General features: G+C 38.2%; 18 protein-coding genes and 1 tRNA gene. 15 read left to right on the top strand and 4 right to left on the bottom strand.

The features are described 5' to 3' along the window. Positions 1–35 precede the first annotated feature (35 nt). The 12 genes from JG734_RS07210 to JG734_RS07155 are packed head-to-tail and all read left to right on the top strand — an operon-like array spanning position 36 to position 10,070. A complete protein-coding gene (locus tag JG734_RS07210) occupies positions 36–1,355 on the top strand; it encodes an NAD-binding protein (RefSeq protein WP_201332615.1) in 1,320 nt (439 codons plus the stop codon). Then, on the top strand, positions 1,337–2,791 hold the full coding sequence (locus JG734_RS07205) for a TrkH family potassium uptake protein (RefSeq protein WP_201332614.1): 1,455 nt from the start codon (positions 1,337–1,339) through the stop codon (positions 2,789–2,791). The genes JG734_RS07210 and JG734_RS07205 overlap by 19 nt, the downstream gene beginning before the upstream one ends. Before the next feature lie 9 nt (positions 2,792–2,800). Further along, entirely contained in the window at positions 2,801–3,193 is a 393-nt protein-coding gene (locus JG734_RS07200) for a hypothetical protein (RefSeq protein ID WP_201332613.1), read from the top strand. 19 nt (positions 3,194–3,212) lie between these two features. Next, a complete protein-coding gene (locus JG734_RS07195) occupies positions 3,213–4,607 on the top strand; it encodes a phosphomannomutase/phosphoglucomutase (RefSeq protein ID WP_201332612.1) in 1,395 nt (464 codons plus the stop codon). Beyond that, positions 4,579–5,580: a dihydroorotase gene (pyrC, locus tag JG734_RS07190; protein ID WP_201332611.1), complete on the top strand. Its 1,002-nt coding sequence runs from the start codon at positions 4,579–4,581 to the stop codon at positions 5,578–5,580. Before JG734_RS07195 ends, pyrC begins: the two co-directional genes overlap by 29 nt. After that, positions 5,573–6,220: a response regulator transcription factor gene (locus JG734_RS07185; protein WP_201332610.1), complete on the top strand. Its 648-nt coding sequence runs from the start codon at positions 5,573–5,575 to the stop codon at positions 6,218–6,220. The genes pyrC and JG734_RS07185 overlap by 8 nt, the downstream gene beginning before the upstream one ends. Continuing rightward, the gene (locus tag JG734_RS07180; RefSeq protein ID WP_201332609.1) at positions 6,210–7,025 is read left to right on the top strand and encodes a HAMP domain-containing sensor histidine kinase; all 816 of its coding nucleotides are present in this window, start codon (positions 6,210–6,212) and stop codon (positions 7,023–7,025) included. The genes JG734_RS07185 and JG734_RS07180 overlap by 11 nt, the downstream gene beginning before the upstream one ends. After that, positions 7,022–7,447 carry a TonB-system energizer ExbB gene (exbB, locus tag JG734_RS07175; protein WP_201332608.1) on the top strand — a complete coding sequence of 142 codons (426 nt, stop codon included), beginning with the start codon at positions 7,022–7,024 and terminating at the stop codon, positions 7,445–7,447. The genes JG734_RS07180 and exbB overlap by 4 nt, the downstream gene beginning before the upstream one ends. Beyond that, entirely contained in the window at positions 7,437–7,811 is a 375-nt protein-coding gene (locus tag JG734_RS07170; protein WP_201332607.1) for a biopolymer transporter ExbD, read from the top strand. Before exbB ends, JG734_RS07170 begins: the two co-directional genes overlap by 11 nt. Next, on the top strand, positions 7,808–8,563 hold the full coding sequence (locus JG734_RS07165) for an energy transducer TonB (RefSeq protein WP_201332606.1): 756 nt from the start codon (positions 7,808–7,810) through the stop codon (positions 8,561–8,563). Before JG734_RS07170 ends, JG734_RS07165 begins: the two co-directional genes overlap by 4 nt. A 9-nt stretch (positions 8,564–8,572) precedes the next feature. Continuing rightward, positions 8,573–9,094: a YtfJ family protein gene (locus JG734_RS07160; protein ID WP_201332605.1), complete on the top strand. Its 522-nt coding sequence runs from the start codon at positions 8,573–8,575 to the stop codon at positions 9,092–9,094. Then, positions 9,087–10,070, top strand: a complete 984-nt coding sequence (locus JG734_RS07155; protein WP_201332604.1) for a glycerophosphodiester phosphodiesterase — start codon at positions 9,087–9,089, stop codon at positions 10,068–10,070. Before JG734_RS07160 ends, JG734_RS07155 begins: the two co-directional genes overlap by 8 nt. 9 nt (positions 10,071–10,079) lie before the next feature. Here JG734_RS07155 and groL read toward each other — a convergent pair whose 3' ends face one another. Next, positions 10,080–11,720, bottom strand: coding sequence for a chaperonin GroEL (gene groL, locus JG734_RS07150; protein WP_201332603.1), 1,641 nt, complete (start codon positions 11,718–11,720; stop codon positions 10,080–10,082). 14 nt (positions 11,721–11,734) lie between these two features. After that, positions 11,735–12,004 carry a co-chaperone GroES gene (gene groES, locus JG734_RS07145; RefSeq protein WP_201332602.1) on the bottom strand — a complete coding sequence of 90 codons (270 nt, stop codon included), beginning with the start codon at positions 12,002–12,004 and terminating at the stop codon, positions 11,735–11,737. 208 nt (positions 12,005–12,212) lie between these two features. Between groES and JG734_RS07140 the strand changes: the two genes are divergently transcribed. Further along, entirely contained in the window at positions 12,213–13,706 is a 1,494-nt protein-coding gene (locus JG734_RS07140; protein WP_201332601.1) for a hypothetical protein, read from the top strand. Position 13,707: 1 nt separating this feature from the next. Then, positions 13,708–14,361, top strand: a complete 654-nt coding sequence (locus JG734_RS07135; protein WP_201332600.1) for a response regulator transcription factor — start codon at positions 13,708–13,710, stop codon at positions 14,359–14,361. Between the two features lie 43 nt (positions 14,362–14,404). Here JG734_RS07135 and JG734_RS07130 read toward each other — a convergent pair whose 3' ends face one another. Beyond that, entirely contained in the window at positions 14,405–16,255 is a 1,851-nt protein-coding gene (locus tag JG734_RS07130) for a 7TM diverse intracellular signaling domain-containing protein (RefSeq protein ID WP_201332599.1), read from the bottom strand. 69 nt (positions 16,256–16,324) lie between these two features. Between JG734_RS07130 and JG734_RS07125 the strand changes: the two genes are divergently transcribed. After that, positions 16,325–16,401 (top strand) — tRNA-Met (locus tag JG734_RS07125). 3 nt (positions 16,402–16,404) lie between these two features. Here the strand turns inward: JG734_RS07125 and JG734_RS07120 are convergent. Further along, positions 16,405–17,070, bottom strand: coding sequence for a PhoU domain-containing protein (locus JG734_RS07120; RefSeq protein ID WP_201332598.1), 666 nt, complete (start codon positions 17,068–17,070; stop codon positions 16,405–16,407). Between the last annotated feature and the right edge of the window lie 3 nt (positions 17,071–17,073).

Raw genomic sequence — 17,073 nt, 5'->3', positions numbered from 1 at the left:
TATTATTTACTTATCTTGCATGAAAGAAGGCAAAGATGGATATTATAATTGCTGGAGCAGGGAGAGTAGGGTTTAAGTTAGCACAAACTCTCTCAATCAAGCACAACATCATTATAATAGATAAAAATCAAGATGCTCTCTCAAGGCTTACTGAATCTATCGATGTGATGCCTCTTTTTGGCAACATTGAAGATCCAGATACCTACAAATCGCTTATGGAGCGAGAGTATGATATATTTATCGCTGTAACAGATAATGACGAAGCCAATCTCATCTCCACACTCATTGCAGATGATGCGATCAATGTCAAAAAGAAAATCATACGTCTGCGCAACCCATTCTTTGCGAAGAGCTCCATTGCCAAAAAGATAGGAATACATGAAGCAGTTTTTCCTTTTATCGCAGCTGCAAGCTCAATCAAACTTTTGCTTAATTATCCAAAGGCAAATAATGTTAAAAATTTCATTTTTACTCCATTTACCCTCGTTTCAGTGGTTGTAGACGAGCCGCAATATACCACTATGGAAGAGCTTTGTACAAAAGATACGATTGTCGTGGGGATTGAACGCAACAAAAAGTTTCTCATCCCAGCAAAGAATGAAAAAATTGAGCAAAATGATCTTTTGTACCTTTTTGGGGATAAAGAGCGCATCAAAGAGTTGTGCAATGGGCTCAATCGCCATGCTCCAAAGCAGATAAAAAAGATAGCGATTTTTGGAGCTGAGCTTTTGGGACTAGAGATTGCAAAGGCCTTTTTGGAAGAGAAGGTGGAGCTCAAAATCATTGAGACTGATCCAGAGTTATGCAAGCGTGCTTCAGAAGTGTTGCAAAATAGGGCGACTGTCATTAACAGCCGCTACATTGAGCACGCTATTTTTGAAGAGGAGAATGTCAAAAGTGCTGATATGATAATCTCAACCAGTAGCGATGATGAAGACAATATCATACGCTGCCTCGAGGCAAAAGAGTATGGCGTCAAAAAGAGCGTAGCTGTCAATAACGATATGGAGTTTTACTCTTTGATGCACAAGCTTGGCATCGTTGCAGTACGAGGGCCTAAAATGAGTGCCTACTATTCTATTTTAGAAAAGATTGCATCAAGCCTAGTAATATCCGAGCGTCACTATTGTGGCGGAAGAGGAACGATTTTTATGCGCAAAATCTTTCCAAACTCTCACCTTATTGATCAAAAGATCAAGCCTCTTGCTCTTGATGATGCACGGTTTTACATTATCCGTGATGGCGAAATCAAGCCTTTGGAGCAAAAAACCACTCTCAAAGCTTTGGATGTAATAGCAGTATTTTCAAAATCTTATCTAGAGGAGAGGATTAAAAAGTGGATTTACACTCTCTAAAAAATATTACAAAATTTCTCTCAACTATTGGGCTTGTACTCTCACTCTTTTTAGCAATTCCTTCTATTACTGGACTTATCTATCATGAATCGATTAAAGCCTATCTTATTTTCAATCTATTATTTTTCCTTTTTCATTATCTGATTTTTTCGTTGCTTTGGAAGCACCCAGCCCAGATGAGTATAAAAGAGGGTATCTTTGCAGTTAATCTGGTATGGATACTTCTTGGAGTTGGAGGTGGAATAGGACTTTATCTTACGTCCCATATTACCCCTGCTCAGGCTTTTTTTGAAGCGATTAGTGGATTTACTACTACAGGGGCTACTATCTATAACGATATAGAATCACTCTCCCATACTACTTTAATGCTGCGCAGTCTCTATCACTGGCTGGGAGGTATGGGGATAATAGTTTTGGGAGTTGGACTTCTTACAATTATAAATCCTACAGGATCTCTTACACTCTTTAAAGCTGAATCGACAGGAGTAACTCTAGAAAAGCTTACACCTAAAATCAAAGATACAGCCAAGAGACTCTGGGCAGTTTATGTAGCTTTAACAGTTGCAGATACGCTTTTGCTCTATCTAGGAGGCATGAATCTTTTTGATGCGATCAATCATGCATTCTCCACAATATCTACGGGCGGTTTTTCTACTAAAAATGCAAGCCTAGGTTTTTGGCAAAATAATAGCTTTATTTTATGGATTACAACAGTTTTTATGTTTTTAAGTGGTATTAACTTCATTGCTCACCTCAAAGCATTTTCCAAAGATTTTAGCGGGTATAGGAGCGAGGAGGTTGTCTGGTATACAGTAATATTTGTATTTCTCTCAGTTGCTTTGAGCCTTACGCATATATTCATAGGTCATGATAATCTCTTCCATGCCGTCACTCACTCCTTTTTTACTATTTCATCTATCATTACTACCACAGGTTTTGCTTCCACAGATTATGGGCAGTGGTCGAGTGTGGCAATAGCTATTATTTTCATTCCTATGTTCATCGGAGCCAATGCCGGAAGTACGGCAGGTGGTGTCAAAGTGATACGCTATGTGGTACTTCTCAAAAACCTTGGTGCACAAATCAAGCAGATCCTCCATCCCAACGCAGTCATAGGTGTTTATATCGATGGGCAAAGAGTCCGTAGCAAAGTTCTTGGAAGTGTCAGTGGCTTTTTCTTTATCTATTTTCTTACTACTTTGCTTTGCTCATTCTATCTCTTTGCTAAAGGGTATGACTATCTTACTGCTATGAGTGCAGCAATCGCAGTAATTGGCAATATTGGTCCAGGTTTTGGTCATGTGGGACCGGCAGATAATTTCACAATCTTTAGCGATTTTGATAAAGTGTTGTTAGCATTTTTTATGATTATAGGAAGGCTAGAGTTTTATACTTTTATTATTCTCTTTTCGCGAGAGTTTTGGAAGAAATTTTAAAGGATTGTGATGGAATTTTTTATACCAGAGCACTGCCCAAAATGTAAAGGCGAAGGGAAAAAGCTCAAATTTGAAAATCTTTTACATAATCTCAAGGATATTGCAAAACTTGAGAGAGAAAAAACTTACTATTTTTGTAAAAACCATGCATGTGATGTGGTCTATTTTAGCGGTTTGCAGACCTTTAGCAATGACGATCTTATTCGCAAAACCGCTTACAAATCAGCCGATTTGGATGCGACTATATGCTTTTGCTTTGGCTATACTATTGCCCAAGCCGATGAGATACATTTTGAAGAATATGAGAAGAAGAAAGCTCGATTTTGTGCATGTAGTGTTCGCAATCCTAGTGGGAAATGTTGCAAAAAACTTTTTAAATCTTTTTTACAAACTCAAGTATAAATAAAATAGAAGGGAAGATATGGCTAAGACTGTTTTCCGTGAATATGATATTCGAGGAATTTTTGCCAAAGAGCTTGATGAAGCAATGACAAAAAAAATAGGGTATTTTTTGGCTAAAAAGGTACCTGGAGAGTATATTGCGGTCGGCTATGACGCACGGGCTCATTCACCGACACTTTTTGGGTGGCTAACCAGTGGTATCAATGCAGCAGGGAAGAGAGTGCTTGGCATGGGAATGGTGCCTACAGGCGTTAACTATTTTAGCAATTATCAAACATTTATGATAAATGACCAAAAGGTAACGCCCAGTGCTTCGGTGATGATTACGGGTTCTCATAATCCACCTGAATATAATGGTTTCAAAATCACAGTAGATAAAAAACCTTTTTTTGGAAGTGATATTTATACACTAGGTGAAGAAGTACTTGGCAGTAATATTGTTATCCCAGACAGAGAAGACTTTTATCCTATTAATGCGAAAGAGCGCTATATCGCATATATGCTGGAAAATTTTGCGCATTTACAAAATTTTGGACAAAAAATTGCTATCGATTGTGGTAATGGTGTAGCCGGTATTGTGGTTGAACCAATTTTGCAAAATCTTGGTATTATGTATGAGGGGCTCTATTGTGAGCCAGACGGTAGATTTCCCAATCACCATCCAGACCCAAGTGAGGAAGAAAATCTCCGAGATTTAGAGCAAATAATGAAACAAAAAAATATATCTCTTGGCTTTGCTTTTGATGGGGATGCAGACCGTATTGCAGTGCTAACGCAGCAGCACAATTTCAAAGGAGATGAACTAGCGATTGTTTTTGCGAAAACAATGCAAAATCCAACAGTCATAGGTGAAGTAAAATGCTCACAGGTAATGTATGATGAGATAAATAAAATTGGCAAAGCGATTATGTATAAAACAGGCCATAGCAATCTCAAAGTCAAAATTGCTCAGACCAGTGCTGATTTCGCAGCAGAAGTGAGCGGACATCTCTTTTTTAACGATCGCTACTATGGATATGATGATGCAATATATGCAATGCTAAGAGTACTTGAGCTTGTATATAGGGGAGTTGATCTTGATGCAGAAGTAGCCTCACTTCCAAAGGTCTATAATACACCAGAAATTAAGATCCATACCAGCGAAGAGACAAAGTTTGCCATTATAGAGAAACTTAAAGAAGCCCTTATAGCTCCGCCAACAGATTTTCCTAAAATGCAGGATATTATAGATGTAGATGGTGTAAGAATTATGTTTGATGAGGGTTGGGCACTTGTGAGAGCATCCAATACTACCCCTGTACTTGTGACACGATTTGAAGCCAAAAGCCCAGAACTTGCAAAACTTTATCAACAAAAAACAATAGAACTTCTCAAAAAGGTAGCTCATGCAATTAACGCTCCAATCTCCACTTGATATGCATCTGCATCTGCGTGATAACCAGATGCTCAAAACTGTTGCTCCCTTAAGTGCCGCTAGTTTTGCTGGTGCTCTTGTAATGCCAAATCTCATTCCACCGATTACGACCAAACAGATGGTGCAAGAATATAAAGAGCGTATCCTAGAGGCAATCGATGATGAGGTATTTAAGCCATATATGACTCTCTTTTTTAGACCAGAGTATGACTATGAGTTTTTGGAGCAGGTCAAAGATGATATCCTTGCTATTAAACTCTACCCTGCAGGAATTACTACAAATAGTGAAGATGGCGTAGATAATTTTAGTGTAGATGCACTCGCACCAACACTTGAAGCTATGAGTGAGCTTGGCATTCCTCTATGTGTTCACGGAGAGACCAATGGCTTTGTGATGGATAGAGAAGCCGAATTTATACCTATTTATGAGCGCATTGCCAAAAGATTTCCAGATCTTACGATTATCATGGAACATATCACTACAAAAGATGCAGTAGATGCATTGATGCGTTATGAAAATCTCTATGCTACTATCACACTCCACCATCTCTATATTACTCTTGATGATGTAGCTGGAGGACTTTTACAGCCACATCTATTCTGTAAACCAATAGCTAAGAGACCAGAAGATCGTATGGCTTTGCGCAAAGTAGCTTTTATGGCACATGAGAAGGTGATGTTTGGGAGTGATAGTGCTCCACATCCAAGAGACAAAAAGGAGGCTCCCGGCTGTGCAGCCGGAGTGTTTACGGCACCAATTGCCCTGCCTGCTTTGGCACAGCTTTTTGAAGCAGCAGGAGTGCTTGAGAATTTACAAAAATTTGTGAGTGATAATGCACAAAAAATTTACGCTATCACTCCTCCGCAAAAAGAGGTGCGGCTCATTAAAGAGCCTTTTACAGTTCCACAAAGCTATAATGATGTAGTACCGATGTTTGCGGGCAAAGAGTTGACTTGGAGAGTGGATGCATAGGTCTATCTTGTATGTGGAGGATGATATACTCTTTGGAGAGACTATAGAAGAGTTTTTGATTCAAAGCGGTTATGAAGTAGTCTGGGTGCGCTCATTTGAGGCTGCAATGCAGGAGAGTTATCAAAGAGAGTATGACCTTTTTTTACTTGATATTAAGCTTCCAGATGGAGATGGTGTAGCCATTTTAGAATCTTTTCGCAAAAATAACATTAATACACCTACAATTTTTCTTACAAGTAAACAAGATGCACTCAAACAAAGCTTCAGGGAAGGTGCAGACGATTTTTTGACAAAACCTGTGGATTTGGAAGAGTTATTGTTGCGTATTGAGGCAGTTATGCGCCGAGCTGGCAAAAGTCAAAAATTTCAGATAGGTGATGTGACATGTGACCTTGAATCTTTGACACTGCAAAAAGGTGATGAAACTTATATACTTCAAAGCAAGGAGGCAAAACTTCTGGAACTTTTATGGCAAAGAAGGGGAAAAGTTGTGAGTAAAGAAGAGATTTTTGAAGAGCTTTGGAGTGATGCAGATCCAAGCGATGGGGCTTTGCGCGTCTATATTGCCAGACTCAAAAATATTTTTGGCAAAGAGAGAATCAGTAATATTCGTGGGGTAGGATACAGGCTTGAAGCCTAGTGACAAAATAGCATTTGCGCTCCTCTTTGTAATAGTGCAAGCAGTTGCATTGTTTTGTGGATATTTTGTATACAAATCGATCCATGCTCCACTGTGGATAGCTCTTGGTATAAGTATGGGGCTCTCTTTTATTTTAGGGCTTTTTTTTGCGCACTTTGCTGCAGCTTCTTTGGAAGAGCGCAACAAGGAGCTAGAAGATTTTGTAAGTGATACCCTTCATGAGCTCAATATTCCCGTGGCTACAATCGATGCAAATTTGCAGCTACTCAAAAACTGCGATAGCAAAAAGATCGAGCGTATTAAGCTTGCTACTAAGCAGTTGCAGCGCCTTTACAAAGATCTTGAGCACTTTATCAAAGGCTCTATCAAAAAAGAGTATGTCATATTTGATGCTAAAGAGCTTGTGCAAGAGAGGCTAGAACTCTTTAAAGATTTACTCAAAGAAAGAGATGTTATACTCGATTTACATAGTTGCGAGGTAAAACTGCCTCGCTATGGTTTTGCAAAAGTAATTGATAATATACTTGCAAATGGTGTGAAATTTACTGAACCAAAACAGCAGATTGCTATATCGTTGCAAGATTGCAGACTCTGTATAGCTGATAGTGGTGTTGGCATGAATGAGGAAGAGATTTGTGCAATTTTTGAGCGCTATTATAGTAGCAGTCCCCATCAAAAAGGATATGGGATAGGTTTGGCTATTGTGAAGAGATTTTGTGACGAAGAGGGAATAGAGGTGAGAATTGAGTCAAAAAAATCACATGGAACTAAAATCTGTCTAAATTTAGCAAAGGTTGCAAGATGAACCATTTAAAAGAGTTTATTGATTATGGAATTTTAGGTTTTTTAGGATTCATGAGTTTTGTGAGTGTATGGTTTTTTATTGAAAGACTTCTCTTTTATCGTAGTGTAGATGTAAATAGATATGCAAAAAAAGAGGAGCTTGAAATTGCTGTGACGAACTACCTCTCACTCATTGCTACAATCGCTTCATCGGCTCCCTATATCGGACTGCTAGGAACAGTGCTGGGCATCATGCTTACATTCTATACTATGGGCCAGCACGGCATCGCAAATACCCAGCAGATCATGATTGGTCTAGCTCTTGCACTTAAAGCTACAGCCATGGGATTAGTAGTAGCAATTCCTGCTACTATGATGTATAACTATCTCACACGCAAAGCTGAAGTATTGCTAGCTCGTTGGGATATAGTACATGAAGCTTAAAAAATTCGATCAGATAAATGTCATCCCATTTATTGATATTATGCTGGTTTTACTCGTTATTGTCCTTACCACAGCTACATTTATCGCTAAAGGTGTGATCCCTTTGGATCTTCCCCAAGCTAGCTCTACAAAAGAGCTTCCACTGAAAAAAATTGCAATTTCTATCGACAAAAATGGCAATATCTATCTTGATAGTAAAAAGATTTCCCTTGAGGAGCTGGCCAAGAGATTCAAACAGATAAATAAAAAGAGTAATGTGATTATTCGCAGTGACAAAAATAGCAAATTTCTCACTTTCATCCAGGTACTCGATCTACTCAAGAGGGAAGGATTTGAAAATATAGCTGTCGAAACGGTCAAATGAAACGGGCATTTTTTATTACACTCTTTCTCTATACTTTCCTTTTCTTTCTCTTCTCTTCCATTCACTTTCCAATTCATATGCAACAACAACGTGCTATCAATATAGCTGATATAAAGCTTATCCAGCCAAAAATTGCAAAAAAGGTCAAAAAAGTACAAACTCCAAAGCAGCCAAAAGAACCTCAGAAGAAAATTATCAAAAAGCCTCTGCGAAAACCAAAGAAAGTGGTACCAAAAAGAGTAATTAGAAAAGCTAAAAGAGAGGTTGCGCACAAGAAAAAAAGGATTGTGCATAAAGCGAGAAGAAAGAGAAACATTGCAAAAAGGGTAGCTCAATCAAAAGAAGTAAAGCAACAAAAGAGCATCGAAGCTCCTCCTAAACCAGAAGAGAAAACTGTACAGACCCAGACTCTACCACACGCTCAAACTTCACCGCATCCCCAAACTCCTCATAAAACAGTTTCGTATGCAAAGCAGTATCTTCACAGCTACATCGATCAGATCCGCATAGCAATACTGCATAATCGCTACTATCCGCGTATGGCACGCAAGCTCCATCGCCAAGGAGTTGTCAAGGTTGCCTTTACTCTTTTACCTAATGGCAAAATTGAGGCTTTGCATGTGGTACAATCGAGTGGGTATAAAATATTAGACAAAGCTGCAATGAGTACAATAAAGCGTGCAGCACAGGAGTTTCCAAAACCACATAAAAGCGTTGTTATCGAAGTACCGATAGAGTATAGACTCAAATAAGGAGATTGGATGAAAAAGTTTCTTTTTTTGGTTTGCATGGTAGCTTCTTTGTATGCTATTGAAATAGGCCAAATGCCTCAGCATGTGATCCTTCAAGGTAAGCAAGGCTACTGTGTGGGGACAAAGAAGCCATTTGATACCAAGACCCTCAGAGGTAAAGTGACTCTCTTTGTCTATGTAGATCCGGATAAAAAGGATCAAAATGCGCAGTTTTTTGAAAAAGTAAAACAGTTGCACTTTCCCAAAGAGCGTTTCAACTCTGTAGTTGTTATCAATATGGCAGCTACATGGATACCAAACTTTGTACTCTCTTCAATCCTTCGAAAGAAGCAACAGCAATTCCCCCGTACCCTCTATGTCAAAGATTTTCACAAAAATTTTGTCAAAGAGTGGCATATGGCAGATAATGCTATGAATATCCTCATTCTTGATAAAGACCTCAAAGTCCTCTTTGCCCACACTGGGAAACTGACTCCAAAACAGCAGCAAGATGCGCTAAAAATTCTCCAAGAAAGGATCGCAAATGATTAAAAAGGCTCTGCATACTAAGCCATTTGGTGTCATAGCCCACAGGGGTGGAGGATTGGAGGCTCCCGAAAACACAATCAAGGGCATCAAGCATGCTATTCGCATCAAAGCTGATATTGTAGAAGTGGATATTCGCAGCACCAAAGATGGGGAGTTGATACTTTTACACGATAGTGATTTTGATAGAGTGGCAGGGATAGCAAAAGAGGCAAAAGAGCTAGAGTTTTCATATATCAAAGAGAATATCCTTATCGAAGATAGCGAACCTGTAGCAACTCTCGTTGAAGCACTTGAAGTCGCAAGAGGTAAAATCGCTATGTTTTTGGAGATCAAAGAGCCTGAAATTTGCCAAAAGGTAGTAGAGCTTGTGCAAGAGCAGCAGATGCAACAAAATGTGTGTATCATAAGCTTTTATGAAGAGGTTATGAGCGAAGTAAAGCGCCTTGATAGCACAATTGCTACAGGTTTAGTTTATAGCTACCCTCCAGGGAAAATTCCCGAGGCCAAGCAGCTTGGATGTGCTCTTGTATTGCCCCACTACCGTATAGCTACAGCCAAAGCTAATAAATTTGCACACCATATTCATCTCAAAGTGGGAGTTTGGACTGTCAATGAAGAGGATCTAGCACTTGCCATGTATGAAAGAGGCGCGGATTTCGTTGCTAGTGACTATCCCAAAATGCTTTTGAAACTGCGCAAAAAACTTCAAGAAGGTGGTATTATAGAAAAAGAAAAAATAGAGTTTCTCATCGAAGAGGTAGATGATATATTATTGCGCAAAGTAATTCTTGGTAAAGATCACTATCTCATCGAGAGAGATCCACGCAAAGACAATACCTATCATACTATCAAAGAGAATTACAACAATAACTTCTATATATTTGATGAGTACAAAGAAGAAAAGCAAACAAATGAAGTAGTGATGGTGCAAAAAATCAAGAGGTCAAAGGTAGATGAGATACTCAAAAAGTTTGGGTGAGGGAAGGGATTAGAATCCCATTCCGCCCATTCCACCCATATCTGGCATTGCAGGAGCAGCAGCTGGTTTATCTTCTTTTATTTCGCTTACAGTCGCTTCTGTTGTTAGAAGCAAGCTAGCGACTGACACTGCATTTTGCAATGCGACTCTTTCAACTTTTGCTGGGTCTACAATTCCAGCTTCAAACATATCTACATATTCACCAGTTGCAGCATTGAAACCAGTGTTTTCATTTTCAGCATTTTCAACATTGTTTGCTACAACACCTGGATCAAATCCTGCGTTTTCAGCGATTTGTTTGAGAGGTGCTTTGATAGCTCTTAGAATGATTTCAGCACCGATTTTCTCATCGCCGCATAGATCGAGATTGACTTTGTTCGCTGCTCGAACAAGTGCTGTACCACCACCGATAACGATACCTTCTTCAACAGCTGCTTTAGTAGCTGCCAATGCGTCATCAACGCGGTCTTTTTTCTCTTTCATTTCTGTTTCAGTTGCAGCACCGACCTTGATAACTGCTACACCACCTGCAAGTTTTGCAAGTCGCTCTTGAAGTTTTTCTTTGTCATATTCGCTTGTTGTTTGCTCGATTTGTGCTTTGATCTCTTTGATTCTTGCTTCAACTGCTGCTTTGTCGCCTTTTCCGCCAACGATTGTAGTATTTTCTTTATCTACTACGATTCTATCAGCTTGTCCAAGATCTTCTAGTGTTGCACTCTCAAGAGTTCTACCAACTTCTTCGCTGATTACTTGACCACCAGTTAAGATTGCAATATCTTGAAGCATTGCTTTTCTTCTATCACCAAATCCAGGCGCTTTTACAGCACATACATTGAGTGTTCCTCGTAGTTTGTTTACAACAAGTGTTGCAAGTGCTTCACCCTCTACATCTTCAGCTACAATGAGAAGTGGTCTGTTGCCAGTTTGTACAACTTTTTCAAGGATTGGAAGCAGATCTTTCATATTGCTGATTTTTTTATCATAGAGCAAGATATATGCATTTTCAAGCACAGCTTCCATCTTTTCGGTATCAGTTACAAAGTATGGGCTGAGGTATCCTCTATCAAATTGCATACCCTCAACGACTTCAAGCTCATCTTGAAGTGATTTACCTTCTTCTACTGTAATTACGCCATCTTTTCCAACTTTTTCCATCGCTTCTGCGATTAGCTCACCGATTTTTGGATCGTTGTTTGCAGAGATTGTTGCAACTTGAGCAATCTCTTTTTTATCTTTTACCTCTTTTGCGATTTTTTTAAGTTCAGCCACAATTGCTTCAGCAGCTTTGTCCATACCACGTTTTACTTCAATTGGGTTTGCACCGGCTGTAATGTTTCTAAGTCCTTCTTTGAAAATATTGTATGCAAGTACTGTTGCAGTTGTTGTTCCATCACCTGCTTCATCAGCAGTTTTGCTTGCAACCTCTTTTACAAGTTGTGCACCCATATTTTCAACAGTGTTTGGTAGTTCTATCTCTTTTGCAACACTTACACCATCTTTAGTGATGCTTGGACTTCCAAAAGATTTTTGGATCAAAACATTGCGTCCTCTTGGACCCATAGTAACTTTTACAGCGTCTGCTAGTTTTTTAACACCTTCGAAAAGTTCTCCTCTTGCTATATCGCTAAAATGAATCTCTTTTGCTGCCATTTTTCACCCCCTTCTTATTTCAAAATTCCAAGAATATCATCAGTTTGTAGAATGAGATACTCTTTGCCTTCAAGTGTAATTTCAGTTCCGCTGTATTTTGCAAAAACAACTCTATCACCTACTTTAATGTGACCCTCTTCTTCTACTTCTGGACCGATTGCCAAAACATTTCCCTCAAGCGGTTTTTCTTTTGCATTGTCTGGGATAATAATACCAGATGGTGTTTTTTCAGGTTCATCTACTCTTTCTACCAAAACTCTGTTTCCAAGTGGTTGGAAATTCATTGCTGCCTCCTTTTATGTGATTTGTCACTCACTGTTTTCTAGTGCCAAAATTTTACACTTAATAAACTTAAATATAACTTAAAATAAACTATGCATATCATTAAATTTTAGTCTAGCTGACTAAATTAAATAATTTTATGGTTCTATTAGTCATTTAGTGTATAATTAATTCTAGAAGCTTATTATTTTTTGATAGAAAGGATTTATAATGAAAAAATTTCTGTTGTTACTCTTAGCAATTATAGTAGTAGTGCTTGGCGGAGGCTATTGGTTGATTTTTACAAAAAGTGGAAATGGCATTCTTAAGCCATATATCGAAAAAGAGCTCAATAAACGCCTGCCAGTCAAAGCAACTCTTACAGATTTTCAGATAGTTCCTATGCATGTAACACTCAAACTTGGAAAAAGCAGCATTATCAAAGCTCAAGGAGAGTTTGATCCATTTGCACGCAGTATGAATATTCACTATATTATAGATGTGAAAAATTTGGCTGATATTGAGCCAATTACTGGGCAAAAGCTTCGCGGATCACTCTATACAATAGGTGATGTAGCAGGTAATAAAGAGAAACTTCTTGTAAACGGTACAGCAAAAGTAGTAGGATCTGCTACAACGTATAATCTAACACTTAAAGATTTTGAGCCAAAACTCCTCAAAGCAAACGTCGCCCATGCAGATCTTGCTAAGATTTTGTATATGCTCTATCAGCCACATATTGCAGATGCCAAAATCGATACAAAGATCGTTATCGATAATTTTGAAAAACTCCATGGAAAAATTGATTCGACTATAACCCAGGGAAAAACAGATCCCAAAGTGCTCAAAGAGCAGTTTGGCCTGGAGAATGTTGCGATTACTTTTAAAGCTATGCAGCACAGCAATCTTGCAAATAATCGCATTAAAAGCAAAGCTAGAGTCACTACAAATGTAGCCAATATTGCAACAAATAGTGCACTTTTTAATATTAAAACAGGAACTTTAGAGGCACCATATACACTCTATGTACCAGATCTTGGTAAACTCTACTTTCTTACGCATCAAAAGATGCGAGGCAAGATCACCATTACAGGTAAAATCAAAAAAGATAAAAATCTCTATGTTGCAGCGCATAGTAAAACACTAGGTGGTGATGTGCATATCAAGCTTCTCAACAATAAACTTACTGCAAATATAGCAAAAATACAAACAGTGGCTTTGACCCATATGCTTTATTACCCTAAAATTTTTGATTCACGTGTTGATGCTCAGCTAGACTATAATATTCTCACACAGCAAGGATCACTCCATGCACAAGCACATGATGGACATATTTTGCCAAACAAGATGAGTTTTTTGCTCTCGCAAATGGCAAATTTTGATATCACACGCGAAGTGTATAAACTTACTACCATCGATAGTACTATCAATAAAAAGAGAATTCTCTCTGATCTTGATATGGAGAGTAGGCTCACTCACATAAGTGCAAAGAGGGCTTTGGTGGATCTGGATAAAAAGATTGTCGATGCGAAACTCCGCATTGAGATTCAAAAAAGGCCAGTTTTTGTTAAAATCCATGGGAATATTCAAAATCCAAAAATTAGCCTCGATGCAAAAGAGTTAATTAAAGGTCGCGTGAAGAAAGAACTAAATAAGAGGCTTGGAGATAAAGTGAAGTCAAAAATTCCAGCAGGTGCGAAAGGTTTGCTAAACAATCTATTTTAAAATGAAAAAAGTTTTAATAGTTGAAGATGAGAGTCTTGTTGCATTAGAAATCAAATCTACGCTGCGACAATATGGAATAGAGAGCTGCTATATAAGTGATAGTGTAGAAGAGGCTATAGAGATAGCAAAAAAATGTAGTCCTGATGTAGTCTTGCTCGATATCTATCTCGCTGGTCCTAAAAGCGGGATAGAAGGGTGCAAAGAGTTTAAAGAGCTTGGTATCCCTGTGATATTCTTGACTGCTTACTCAGATGAGAAGAGTATGAGTGGAGCGCTAGAGTGTGAGCCCCACGCCTATTTGATCAAACCCTTTCGCAGAGCCGAACTCTATGCAGCAGTCAAGATGGCCACAAAGCATAAGAAAGGGGAGCAAGAGGTTATCAATATTTGTGGAAATATTTTGTATGATCCTCGAAAAAACATGATTATTCGTGATAACAAAGAGATTATTCTCACAGGGAAAGAGAAGAGCTTGCTAGATCTTTTGCTCAAAAATAGAGGAAGAGTGGTACAGTTTCCAACTATTGAATATACTCTTTGGCCTGATGAGCCGATAAGTGAATCGACGAGACGAAGTCTTATTCATAGGTTAAGACAAAAGATTTCCAAAGAATGTATACGTACAATTACAGGAATTGGAGTGATTTTGGACTAATTTCGAGATTGCAACACTTTTGCAACACTTAAAAAGTATAATTTTATTGCTTCGTTGCTATTTTCGGGGAAGGGGGAGATTCACAGAAAATTAAACTAAATTTGGTTCCATTTTTGGAATCTATATGAATCTCCCCTTTTAATTGATTTTTTATTAGTGTCTCCACGAGTTCTAATCCAAGAGATTTTTTTGCTGTTTTACTATCTATACCTTTTCCATTATCTGCAACTACAAAGTTATAGCACTCACCCTCTTTGATAAACTTTATTGTAATATGACCCTCATCTTCAAAAGCATACTTGATTGCATTTGTTACAAGCTCATTGAGAATAAGACCGCAATATATCGCTTTTTCCATTGAGAGAGCTGTATTACTCTGGATAGAGTAAGTAATTTTCTTGTCATGAGAGAGAGATTCAACTATCTCTTGTGTTAAGAAATCAAAATAGCTTGCTATATCTATATACTGAAAAGATCTATTTTTGTAGAGCATTTCATGGATAGTGCTCAGAGCCTTAATGCGATTTTCTGCTTCAGAAAGTACCTGCTTTGCTCTTGTATCATCTACTGTATCACTTTGGAGACGCAAGAGCGATATGATGATTTGGAGATTGTTTTTGACTCTATGGTGCAACTCTTTTAGCAGTGTCTCCTTTTCTTTGACACTTTTATGAAGCTGTCTCGTTTTTTTATCAGCATACTCTTCCATTCTTTTGGCGTAGTTTTCAGTCTGCTCAAGGAGTGCTTGTACAGCACGCTCTTTTTCCTCTTTGTAGGTATTGATAAGAGCTGAGAGAGCCATAGAAAAAAGTATCGCTTCAGCAAAGATCGCAATTTTGCCAATATAAGGAAAATAGTCTATCCAAGCCACAATTCCTGCCTGGTTGAGTCCTAAAAGAACAGTATTGAAAAAGAGCAACATCCATCCAGCAAGGTAGTATTTAGCCTGGGTTACACCCCTCTTATAAGCATATATTCCAAGTATAATGATTACTAAAAAGAGAGACATATAGAGGAGTCGTTGAAAGATAGTCGGCAGGATTTGTGTGATGTTTAAGATATAAACAATTATTAATACAACAGCTAAAAATTGAATAAATCTATAGATTTTGGGAAAATTTTTTGGTATCTCAAGAAAATAGAGTGTAAACATTATGATCGAGAGGGCCATAAGCAACAGGAGCGTATAGATAACATTTTGTGAAAAGTAGACCCAAGGAGTATATATAGAGAAAAAGCCCCCCTCAAACAGTTCTAAGACAAAAAAGCTTCCCATCATACCTATATAAAATAGATAGCTGATATTGCGTGTGAGAAAGAGCAAAAAAAGATTGTAAAGAAGGAGCGAGAAAATGCTTCCAAAAAAGAGCATATTTATTACTTTTGCTTTTTCATTTTTGTCGAGAAAATCTTGGAAGTTAAGAAGATTGAGTTTTGCTATGAGCCCTACATTTTCATCTCTTGCCTTGATGAGTATCTCTTTGGTCTCATACGGTTTGAAGGTCAAAAAGAGAGGATGTGTGATATAGCGCGATACAGATGGTTTAAAAAGATATCCTCCCAAAAATGTCCTGCCATCTGCATAGAACCAAATTTTTTCTTGAATAGGATAGTCATATTCAAGAACTTTTTGAAGTGTTTGGTTTGTATCGTTTTTGATTTTGAGCTTGAGCCAGAGATTGGCACTATCATGGTATCCAAGAATAAGTTTCTTTTTGCCTATTTTTTTGAATAGTTTATCATTTTTTCGTACATCGAACTCGGTGAGTTTTCCAAATTGATCGAGAAAATAGTATGTAGAGGGAGTGATATTGGTAGAAAAATTTTGATCGATATGTATAGTACTCTGTGCAAAGAGCAGCGAAGTGAAGAGAAAAAGCCATAAGAGTCTCATTGCATTAGTCTATCAAAAGATACAAATATTGACAAGCAAGATGATTTGAAGTATAATTTCACTCGCTTTGGCTGGGTAGCTCAGCTGGTGAGAGCGCTGGTCTCATAAGCCGGAGGTCGACGGTTCAAGTCCGTCCCCAGCTACCACTTCTAGAAATTTTCTAATTTTCCACCTTTTTTGGCAAAGAGTAGCAGTTTTGCAATCTCTACAGCTCTATCTCCAGTTCTTTCTAGTTTGCGACAAGTAGATAAGACATTGAGGTAGTCAGAGATCTTTTCACGCTCTTTACACAGATCGGCTAGGAGCTCTTTTTCAAAGAGTTTGAAAATCTCATCTGTTTTACTCTCTTCAACGAGTGCTTTATGATAGAGGTCATCTACTTCTTCAACATTTGCATCTAACATACTCAGAGCATACTCCAACGCCTCAATCGCCGTTTCATGAAGCTGAATTATATAATCATCAAGAGCACTAAACTCTATCTCATTTTGGATATGGCGAGAGATGTTTTTCGCGTATGTCTTTGCATAATCACCAATACGTACAATTTCATTCGTAAGTTTAATATATGCGATGAGTTCTCGCAGCTGACTTGCTTCAGGTCCATAGAGTGCTATGACTTTTACAATTTCATTGTCTATTGCTCTTGCCTCATCATCGAGTGATTTGACAAGATCTAGCACAGATCGGAACTCATCTATATCTTTATTGGTAAAAGAATCAAGGGCAATCTTGTGCGCATTGACAACTTTTTGTGAAGCATCTTTTACCATATTTTGGATGGCGTTAAGTTTTTCCTCATAACTTTTGAGCATGCT

The organism is Nitratiruptor sp. YY09-18 (genome assembly GCF_016593235.1).
Taxonomy (GTDB): Bacteria; Campylobacterota; Campylobacteria; order Campylobacterales; family Nitratiruptoraceae; genus Nitratiruptor.
The sequence above is the reverse complement of the archived record's forward strand: the minus strand, read 5'-3'. Positions and strand labels throughout refer to the sequence as shown.

Excerpts from the sequence above, each read along its gene's own strand:
- JG734_RS07140 (WP_201332601.1), top strand. The coding sequence starts at position 12,213 with ATGAAAAAATTTCTGTTGTTACTCTTAGCAATTATAGTAGTAGTGCTT.
- JG734_RS07130 (WP_201332599.1), bottom strand. The coding sequence starts at position 16,255 with ATGAGACTCTTATGGCTTTTTCTCTTCACTTCGCTGCTCTTTGCACAG.
- JG734_RS07195 (WP_201332612.1), top strand. The coding sequence starts at position 3,213 with ATGGCTAAGACTGTTTTCCGTGAATATGATATTCGAGGAATTTTTGCC.
- JG734_RS07135 (WP_201332600.1), top strand. The coding sequence starts at position 13,708 with ATGAAAAAAGTTTTAATAGTTGAAGATGAGAGTCTTGTTGCATTAGAA.
- JG734_RS07170 (WP_201332607.1), top strand. The coding sequence starts at position 7,437 with ATGAAGCTTAAAAAATTCGATCAGATAAATGTCATCCCATTTATTGAT.
- JG734_RS07185 (WP_201332610.1), top strand. The coding sequence starts at position 5,573 with ATGCATAGGTCTATCTTGTATGTGGAGGATGATATACTCTTTGGAGAG.
- JG734_RS07155 (WP_201332604.1), top strand. The coding sequence starts at position 9,087 with ATGATTAAAAAGGCTCTGCATACTAAGCCATTTGGTGTCATAGCCCAC.
- JG734_RS07200 (WP_201332613.1), top strand. The coding sequence starts at position 2,801 with ATGGAATTTTTTATACCAGAGCACTGCCCAAAATGTAAAGGCGAAGGG.
- exbB (WP_201332608.1), top strand. The coding sequence starts at position 7,022 with ATGAACCATTTAAAAGAGTTTATTGATTATGGAATTTTAGGTTTTTTA.
- JG734_RS07165 (WP_201332606.1), top strand. The coding sequence starts at position 7,808 with ATGAAACGGGCATTTTTTATTACACTCTTTCTCTATACTTTCCTTTTC.
- JG734_RS07160 (WP_201332605.1), top strand. The coding sequence starts at position 8,573 with ATGAAAAAGTTTCTTTTTTTGGTTTGCATGGTAGCTTCTTTGTATGCT.
- groES (WP_201332602.1), bottom strand. The coding sequence starts at position 12,004 with ATGAATTTCCAACCACTTGGAAACAGAGTTTTGGTAGAAAGAGTAGAT.
- JG734_RS07210 (WP_201332615.1), top strand. The coding sequence starts at position 36 with ATGGATATTATAATTGCTGGAGCAGGGAGAGTAGGGTTTAAGTTAGCA.
- JG734_RS07120 (WP_201332598.1), bottom strand. The coding sequence starts at position 17,070 with ATGCTCAAAAGTTATGAGGAAAAACTTAACGCCATCCAAAATATGGTA.
- pyrC (WP_201332611.1), top strand. The coding sequence starts at position 4,579 with ATGCAATTAACGCTCCAATCTCCACTTGATATGCATCTGCATCTGCGT.
- groL (WP_201332603.1), bottom strand. The coding sequence starts at position 11,720 with ATGGCAGCAAAAGAGATTCATTTTAGCGATATAGCAAGAGGAGAACTT.